This is a genomic window from Achromobacter agilis, assembly GCF_900496965.1.
Taxonomy (GTDB): domain Bacteria; phylum Pseudomonadota; class Gammaproteobacteria; order Burkholderiales; family Burkholderiaceae_B; genus Achromobacter; species Achromobacter agilis.
In genome coordinates this window covers 46,814-54,558 of sequence record NZ_UFQB01000036.1, presented here as the reverse complement: position 1 = coordinate 54,558, position 7,745 = coordinate 46,814, and the positions used below count along the sequence as shown (strand labels likewise).

Annotated in this window: 8 protein-coding genes; 5 read left to right on the top strand and 3 right to left on the bottom strand. The window is 68.2% G+C overall.

The genetic code is table 11. From position 1 onward, the window contains the following. Positions 1-329: 329 nt before the first annotated feature. From hemA to AGI3411_RS28120, 5 genes are all read left to right on the top strand, one after another. The gene (gene hemA / locus AGI3411_RS28140) at positions 330-1,604 is read left to right on the top strand and encodes a glutamyl-tRNA reductase (RefSeq protein ID WP_129530606.1); all 1,275 of its coding nucleotides are present in this window, start codon (positions 330-332) and stop codon (positions 1,602-1,604) included. Between the two features lie 89 nt (positions 1,605-1,693). After that, complete coding sequence (gene prfA / locus AGI3411_RS28135; protein WP_129530605.1) at positions 1,694-2,776, top strand: peptide chain release factor 1; 1,083 nt, start codon at positions 1,694-1,696, stop codon at positions 2,774-2,776. 13 nt (positions 2,777-2,789) lie between these two features. Continuing rightward, positions 2,790-3,614: a peptide chain release factor N(5)-glutamine methyltransferase gene (prmC, locus tag AGI3411_RS28130; protein ID WP_129530604.1), complete on the top strand. Its 825-nt coding sequence runs from the start codon at positions 2,790-2,792 to the stop codon at positions 3,612-3,614. A gap of 94 nt (positions 3,615-3,708) precedes the next feature. Then, positions 3,709-4,035, top strand: coding sequence for a Grx4 family monothiol glutaredoxin (gene grxD / locus AGI3411_RS28125; RefSeq protein WP_129530603.1), 327 nt, complete (start codon positions 3,709-3,711; stop codon positions 4,033-4,035). A gap of 7 nt (positions 4,036-4,042) precedes the next feature. After that, complete coding sequence (locus AGI3411_RS28120) at positions 4,043-4,606, top strand: UbiX family flavin prenyltransferase (RefSeq protein WP_129530602.1); 564 nt, start codon at positions 4,043-4,045, stop codon at positions 4,604-4,606. Positions 4,607-4,618: 12 nt separating this feature from the next. On the opposite strand, the gene AGI3411_RS28115 is transcribed toward AGI3411_RS28120, so the two are convergent. Genes AGI3411_RS28115 through AGI3411_RS28105 form a run of 3 tightly spaced genes read right to left on the bottom strand, consistent with a single transcriptional unit; the run spans position 4,619 to position 7,727 of the window. Further along, the gene (locus tag AGI3411_RS28115; protein WP_129530601.1) at positions 4,619-5,428 is read right to left on the bottom strand and encodes an SDR family NAD(P)-dependent oxidoreductase; all 810 of its coding nucleotides are present in this window, start codon (positions 5,426-5,428) and stop codon (positions 4,619-4,621) included. Next, the gene (locus AGI3411_RS28110) at positions 5,425-6,213 is read right to left on the bottom strand and encodes a citryl-CoA lyase (protein ID WP_129530600.1); all 789 of its coding nucleotides are present in this window, start codon (positions 6,211-6,213) and stop codon (positions 5,425-5,427) included. The genes AGI3411_RS28115 and AGI3411_RS28110 overlap by 4 nt, the downstream gene beginning before the upstream one ends. After that, complete coding sequence (locus tag AGI3411_RS28105) at positions 6,210-7,727, bottom strand: class I adenylate-forming enzyme family protein (RefSeq protein ID WP_129530599.1); 1,518 nt, start codon at positions 7,725-7,727, stop codon at positions 6,210-6,212. The genes AGI3411_RS28110 and AGI3411_RS28105 overlap by 4 nt, the downstream gene beginning before the upstream one ends. Positions 7,728-7,745 lie beyond the last annotated feature (18 nt).

Genomic DNA, 7,745 nt, shown 5'->3' with positions numbered 1-7,745 from the left:
CCACCGACACAAGGATTTTCAATCCTCTGCTCTACCGACTGAGCTACCAGGCCAACGAAGTCCGCAACTATACACAATTTTTCGGGCTTGTGCCAGCCGTGGTTAAAAATGCCTGAACATGCTTCGCCGCGGCCGGAATCGCCCCAAGTGTTGGTTAGAGGGCACGAAAGGTGCGGCTCAGGGGCGCGGTTGGGCGGCGGGCTGGCCTGGGGATAACCCGCAGGGGTATAATCATTAGCGGTCTGCCGCTACGGGCCTTTCCTGTGGCGCAGTTGTTTCTGGTGGCAGTTTTAACGCTTACGCGCGGATGGCCTGGCCGTCCCTTCCCCATGTCGGTAGCTGTCCTTGCCTTCGGTCTGAATCACACGTCCGCGCCGGTTTCGGTCCGCGAACGCGTGTCCATGCCCGTCGATCTGGTAAAGCCCGCCCTGGAAGGCCTGCGCTCGGCGTTCGGCGGCTCCGTGCGCGAAGCCGCGATCCTGTCCACCTGTAACCGAACCGAGATCTATTGCGCGGCCGACGGCCACGTGGCGGATCAGCTGCCCGCCTGGCTGGCTGAACACAACCGCCTGGACGCCGGCACGCTGCGCCCGCACCTGTACCGCCATCACCAGGACGACGCCGTGCGCCACGCTTTCCGCGTGGCCAGCGGCCTGGACTCCATGGTGCTGGGCGAAACCCAGATCGTGGGCCAGATGAAAGACGCGGTGCGCGCCGCCGGCGAAGCCGGGGCCCTGGGCACCTTGCTGCACCAGATGTTCCAGCGCACCTTCTCGGTGGCCAAGGAAGTGCGGTCGCAGACCGCCATCGGGGCGCAGTCGGTATCCATGGCCGCCGCCGCCGTCCGCCTGGCCGAGCGCGTGTTCGGCAACCTGGACCAGGCCCGCACGCTGTTCATCGGCGCGGGCGAAATGATCGAATTGTGCGCCACGCACTTCGCCGCGCAGCGTCCGCGCAGCATGGTGGTGGCCAATCGCACGGCCGAGCGCGCCGAAATCCTGGCCAACCGCTTTTCGGCCAGCACCATGAAGCTGTCCGACCTGACCGACCGACTGTCCGAGTTCGACGTCATCGTGTCCTGTACGGCAAGCTCGCTGCCCATCCTCGGCCTGGGGATGGTGGAACGGGCCACGCGCCTGCGCCGCCACCGTCCGATGGTCATGATCGACTTGGCCGTGCCGCGCGACATCGAGCCCGAAGTCGGCCGCCTGGACGACGTCTACCTGTACTCGGTGGACGACCTGGGCCGCCTGGTGCAGACCGGCACGGATGCGCGCCGCGCCGCGGTCGTGCAGGCCGAAGCCATCATCGAAACCCGCGTCCAGGGCTTCATGCACTGGATGCAGTCCCGCGAAGTGGTTCCCGTCATCCGCGACTTGCACCAGGCCGCCGAGGACGTCCGCAGCGCCGAGCTGGAGCGCGCCCGTAAGCTGCTGGCGCGGGGCGAATCGCCCGAAGCCGTGCTCGAGCAGCTGGCCCATGGCCTGACGCAGAAATATCTGCACGGCCCGCTGGCGGCCCTGAACCGCAGCGAAGGCGACGACCGCAAGCAGCTGCTTGCCTGGATGCCGCGCCTGTTTCCCGGCCGCGATTCCCGCCGTTAGCGACGCTGTCCCACGTCCCGCCCTCTCTGGCGGGCGTTCGTTTTTTGGGCGTCCGCTCCGCTTTTCCGCTTTCTTTTTGGTCATTCCCCATGAAATCTTCCATGCGCAGCCGGCTGGAGCATTTGTGCCACCGCCTCATCGAGGTCGACGCCTTGCTTGCCGAACCGGAAACCGCGTCCGATATGGATCGTTTCCGCAAGCTCTCGCGTGAGCGCGCCGAACTGGAGCCCGTGGTCGAGGCGTTCACTGCCTTCGCCCGTACCGAAGAGGACCTGGCGGCCGCCCAGGAGATGCTGTCCGACCCTGATCTGAAGGCCATGGCCGAAGACGAGATCAAGTCCGGGCGCGTCAAGCTGGAGGAACTGGAAGGTGCGCTGCAGCTGCTGTTGCTGCCGCGCGACCCCAACGACGGGCGCAGCGTGTTCCTGGAAATCCGCGCGGGCACGGGCGGCGACGAAAGTGCGCTGTTCTCGGGCGACCTGCTGCGCATGTACACCCGGTACGCGGAACAGCGCGGCTGGCGCGTCGAACTGATGTCGGAAAGCGCGTCGGAGCTGGGCGGCTACAAGGAAGTGATCGCGCGCATCGACGGCGACGGCGCCTATGGCCGCCTGAAATTCGAATCCGGCGCGCACCGGGTGCAGCGCGTGCCCGCCACCGAGGCGCAGGGCCGCATCCATACGTCGGCCTGCACCGTGGCGATCATGGCGGAAGCGGACGAGATGTCGGACATCGTCATCAACCCGAACGACCTGCGCATCGATACCTTCCGCGCCAGCGGCGCGGGCGGGCAGCACATCAACAAGACCGACTCGGCCGTGCGCATCACCCACTTGCCGACCGGGCTGGTGGTGGAATGCCAGGACGACCGTTCCCAGCACCGCAACAAGGACAAGGCCATGCAGGTCCTGGCCGCGCGCCTGAAGGACAAGGAAGTCCGCGAGCGGCAGAGCAAAGAAGCGGCCGAGCGCAAGAGCCTGATCGGTTCGGGCGACCGTTCCGAGCGCATCCGCACCTATAACTTCCCCCAGGGTCGGGTGACCGACCACCGCATCAACCTGACGCTGTACAAGCTGCAGCAGATCATGGAAGGCGATCTGGAAGAGCTGACCGGCGCCCTGATCGCCGAGCACCAGGCCGAGCAGTTGGCGGCGCTGGGCGACGACATCTGAAGCGGCGCTCGCCATGACGCCGCCCCAGCTGAAGACCCTGCTGATCGACACGCGCCTGCCCAGGCTGGAGGTGCGCATGCTGCTGGAGCATGTGCTGGGAAAGCCGCGCGCCTGGCTGCTGGCGCATGACACCGACCCGCTGCTGCCCGAGGTGGCCGCCGCCTACGAGTCGCTGGCCCAGCGGCGCCTGTCCGGCGAGCCCATGGCCTATCTGCTGGGCCACCGCGAGTTCATGGGGCACCGCTTCCGCGTCAGCCCCGACGTGCTGATCCCGCGCCCGGATACCGAGGTGCTGGTCGAGACCGCGCTGGAATGCCTGGCCGGGCTGGCGGCGCCCGCCGTGCTGGACCTGGGCACGGGCAGCGGGGCCATCGCGATCTCGATCGCCCTGGCGCGCCGCGACGCGCGGGTGATGGCGTCCGATGTCAGCGCGGCCGCGCTGGCCGTGGCGGCCGCCAACGCCTGGGATCTGGCCGCGTCCGTCCGCCTGGTCGAAGGCAGCTGGTACGAAGCCGTGCCCGCGGGCGAAGGCTTCGACCTGATCGTATCCAATCCCCCCTACGTGGCCTGCGACGACCCGCATCTCGACCAGGGCGACGTGCGTTTCGAGCCGCGGGGCGCGCTGACCGACGGCGCGGGAGGCCTGGAAGATCTGGCCCGCATCGTGCAGGGCGCCCGCCGCCACCTGAAACGGGGCGGCGCCCTGTGGATGGAACACGGCTGGGACCAGGCGCAGGCGGTCCGGGAGTTGCTGGCCGAGGCGGGATTCGACGCCGTGCACAGCCGTCGGGACCTCGCCGGCATCGAACGGATCTCCGGCGGCCGGCTTCCCGGCTGAGGGGATTCCCGGTGCCGCGCCCGGGGTATCCGGGCGAATTTTCTTGCTGTACCTATAATTGGCGTATTCCCCTACGCCTGTCCAAGAGACCACCATGAGCGACGTTCAAGAATTCATCCGCGAAACCGTGACCCAGCACTCCGTCGTGCTGTTCATGAAGGGCACCGCCCAGTTCCCGCAATGCGGCTTTTCCGGCAAGGCCATCCAGATCCTGAAGGGCTGTGGCGTGAAGAAGCTGGTCACCGTCAATGTGCTCGAGGACGACGAAGTCCGCCAGGGCATCAAGGAATTCTCCAACTGGCCCACCATCCCGCAGCTGTACGTGGGCGGCGAGTTCGTCGGCGGTTCGGACATCATGAACGAGATGAACGAGTCCGGCGAACTGAAGACCCTGCTGGAGCAATCCGGCGCGATGGCCTAAGCGGCCCATGCGGCGGCTTGTCATCGGCATCACGGGCGCCACCGGGGCGCTCTACGCCGTGCGCATGCTGCAGGCATTGCGTGGCGTGGACGATGTGGAGACGCATCTGGTGGTGTCGGCGTCCGGCGTGCTGAACATCAAGCACGAACTGGACGTCAGCCGCCACGACGTCTACGCCCTGGCCGACCACGTGCACAGCGTGCGCGACGTGGGCGCCACGCTGGCCAGCGGTGCGTTCCAGACCGCGGGCATGGTGATCGTGCCGTGTTCGATGCGCACGCTGGCGGCGGTGGCGCACGGCCTGTCAGACAACCTGATTACGCGCGCCGCCGACGTTACCCTCAAGGAGCGCCGGCGCCTGGTGATGATGGTGCGCGAGACGCCCTTCAACCTGGCGCACCTGCGCAACATGACGGCCGTGACGGAGATGGGCGGCATCGTGTTTCCGCCGCTGCCGGCGTTCTACCACCGGCCGGCATCCATCGAGGAGATGGTGGATCACACCGTGGCGCGCGTGCTGGAGCTCTTCGATATCGTGGTGCCGGGCCCGCATTGGGAAGGCATGAAATAGCGCGTACGCCGCTCACGCGTACCTGCCCGTCAGGCCGCCATCCACGACCAGTTCGGTGCCGGTGATATAGGATGCCTCGTCCGAGGCCAGGAACGCCACGGCGTTGGCCACTTCCCACGGCGTGCCCATGCGGCCCATCGGCACCTGCCTGTCGCGCGCCGCGCTGGCGGCGCGGGCGTCGGCAGCGAACATGCGCGCAACATTCTTCGCCACGCGCGGCGTATCGATCAGGCCCGGAATGACCGTATTCACGCGGATGCGGTCGGCGGCATATTGCTGCGCCGCCATCCGCGCAAAATGGATCACGGCCGCCTTGCTCACGCTGTACGCCAGGTGCGGATACCCCGTATAGCGGATGCCCGCCACGGACGACACGGCAACGATGGCGCCGCCGCCTTGCTCGCGCATGAGCGGCGCGAGCAGGCGCGTGGCGATGAGCAGGCTGGTCACGTTCACCTGCTGAATGCGGTCCCAGTCTTCCAGGGCAATGTCCTCCGGCCCTCCCACCTTGCCGATGCCCGCATTAGCCTGCAGGACGTCGATGCGTCCATAGCGGCGCAGCGCGGCGTCCACCGCAGCCCGCATGCCATCGGGATCGGCAACGTCCGCTCGCAAGGGCAGGGCGTTGCCGCCGGCCTGTTCGACCTCGTGGGCGGCCTCTTCGGCGGCGTCCAGGTTGGCGTCCAGCGCCACGATCGAAGCGCCCTGGCGCGCCATCGTCACGCAGCTGGCCTTGCCGATGCTCCAGCCGGCTGCCGAGGAGCCGGCCCCGGCCACCAGGACGATCTTGCCGGCCAGGCGGATATCGCTGCCGGCCGTCATGGCTGGCCTTCGCCCTGCTCGCGCGTCTTGCCGGCGCCGACGTAGGGAATGGCGTGGTCGATGGTTTCCCAGATGTAGCGGCCGGACGGGCTTTGCTGTTCTTCCGCCACATGAGACACCAGGCCGGCGGCGCGCGAGATGACGGCGAAGCCGCGCATCAGGTCGGTGGGCACGCCGATTTCACTCAGCAGCGCGGCCACCGCGCCGGTGGCGTTGATGGTGATGTGCTTGCCGTAGGTCGTGTCTACCGCGGCGGCGAGCAGGCGCAGCGCCTTGACCGCATCCCCCGCCAGGTCCGGCTCGGCCTCCGCCAGCGCCAGCAGCTTTATCGAGCGCGGGTCGTCGGGCTTGTGCAGGTGATGGCCGAAGCCGGGCAGGGCGCGGCGCGACTCGCGGAACTCACGGGCGATGGCCAGCGCCTCGGCCTGCCCGTCCGCCGCCTGGCGGATGCGGTCCAGCAGGCGCGAGCAGTTTTCCATGGTGCCGACGAACTGGCTGCCCACCGCCATCAGGCCGGAGGCGACCGCGCCCTGCAGGTTTTCCGGCGCGCTCATGTAGATCAGGCGCGTGGCGATGGCGCTGGGCGTCATGCCATGTTCCATCAGCGTGACGAGCACCGCGTCGACGATGCGCAGATCGACGGGCCGCGCCTCTCGGCCCAGGATCTGCATGATCATGACTTCGGTGAAGGTCTTCTTGCCGATCAGGTCCTCGACCAGATCGACGTCGCGATAGGACATGCCGGTGAGGTGATGGGCGCAGAGGCGGGTTTCGGGCGTTTTCATGAAGTCTCCTTCCGGGCCGCGTCGCGCACGGCGTTTTTCAGGACCTTGCCCACGCTGGAGCGCGGCAGGCTGTCGTGGATGTGGAACTGCTTGGGCGCGGCTACCGGGCCGAGCAGGGCGCGCACGTGCGCCTTGAGCTCGTCCTCGCTGGCCTGCGCGCCGGGATGGAACTGGACGGCGGCATGGACGGCCTCGCCCCATTTTTCGTCGGGCAGCCCGAAGACCGAGCATTCATACACGGCGGGATGCGCCGACAGGGCGTTCTCGACGTCGACCGGATAGATGTTGAAGCCGCCCGTGATGATGACGTCGCGCAGCCGGTCTTTCAGGAACAGGTAGCCGCGCGCGTCGATCAGGCCCGTGTCGCCGGTATGCAGCCAGCCGTCCACCACTGTTTCGGCGGTTTTCTCAGGCAGGTGCCAGTAGCCGGACATCACCAGATCGCCCTGCACGACGACCTCGCCGATTTCTCCGCGCGGCAGCAACGCGCCGTCCGCGCCCATGATGGCGGCGTCCGACAGCCAGGTGACGCGGCCGACCGAGGCGCGGTTCTCCGGCACTTCGAGGTCGGCGGGCCGCAGCACGGTGACGATCTGCGGCGCCTCGGTCTGCCCGTAGGTGGTGCCCAGCACCGGGCCGAAGAAGGCGCGCGCCTTGTCGATCTTTTCCACGGGCATGGGCGCGCCGCCATAGATCAGGTTGCGCAGGCGCGGGAAGTCGGCGCGCGAAACGCCGGGCTGCGCCATGATCATGTAGATCAGCGTGGGGGGCATGAAACTCAGCGTGCCGCCGCGTTCGCGGAAGGCGGCCGTGATGCTGGCCGGGTTGACCGTGTCCAGCAGCAGGTGGGCGCCGCCCCGGGCCAGCACCGGCAGCAGGTAGGTGCCCGTGCCGTGCGTGATGGGCGCGGCGACGACGTAGCGGTCTTCGTGCGTGAGCTCCCAGCTGGATATCTGGTTGATGATGCCGGCATTCCAGGCATGGTAGGGCTGCATCACGCCTTTGGGCAGGCCGGTGGTGCCGCCGGTGAACTTGATGGCCTGGGTGGCGTCGCGCGGCAGCGCATGACGCCGCGGCGCGCTTCCGGCGTGGCGGGCGAGCAGCGCGTCCAGCGCGAGCGGGGCCGACGCGTCGTCCAGGTGGACGTAGCGCCGGCCTTCAGGCGCCTGGGACGCGGGCGCCAGCGGCGCGCCCACGCCGTCGACGATCACGATGGACGGCTCGGTGGCATCCAGGATGCGCCCGAGCTCGCGCTCGGTGCTGCGATAGTTCAGCGGCACCCAGACCTTGCCGCTGGCCAGCACGGCCAGCAGCGCCAGGATGTGCCGCGCGGAGTTGCCGGCGCAGATCGCCACGCGCGTCTGCGGCGCGGGATCCAGGTCCTGCAGCGCGGCCGCCAGCGCGCGCGTGTCGGCGGCCAGCCGCGCGTACGTCACCTGGCCCTCGGGGCCGTCCAGCGCGATGCGCTCCGGGTGCTGCTCGGCGGCGCGGAAGAAAAAATCGATCGGGTACACCTGTGCTCCTTGGCGTGT

Bases quoted from the DNA above. Each gene is read 5' to 3' on its own strand.
- hemA (WP_129530606.1), top strand. From the start codon at position 330: ATGTCGGTAGCTGTCCTTGCCTTCGGTCTGAATCACACGTCCGCGCCG.
- prfA (WP_129530605.1), top strand. From the start codon at position 1,694: ATGAAATCTTCCATGCGCAGCCGGCTGGAGCATTTGTGCCACCGCCTC.
- prmC (WP_129530604.1), top strand. From the start codon at position 2,790: ATGACGCCGCCCCAGCTGAAGACCCTGCTGATCGACACGCGCCTGCCC.
- grxD (WP_129530603.1), top strand. From the start codon at position 3,709: ATGAGCGACGTTCAAGAATTCATCCGCGAAACCGTGACCCAGCACTCC.
- AGI3411_RS28120 (WP_129530602.1), top strand. From the start codon at position 4,043: ATGCGGCGGCTTGTCATCGGCATCACGGGCGCCACCGGGGCGCTCTAC.
- AGI3411_RS28115 (WP_129530601.1), bottom strand. From the start codon at position 5,428: ATGACGGCCGGCAGCGATATCCGCCTGGCCGGCAAGATCGTCCTGGTG.
- AGI3411_RS28110 (WP_129530600.1), bottom strand. From the start codon at position 6,213: ATGAAAACGCCCGAAACCCGCCTCTGCGCCCATCACCTCACCGGCATG.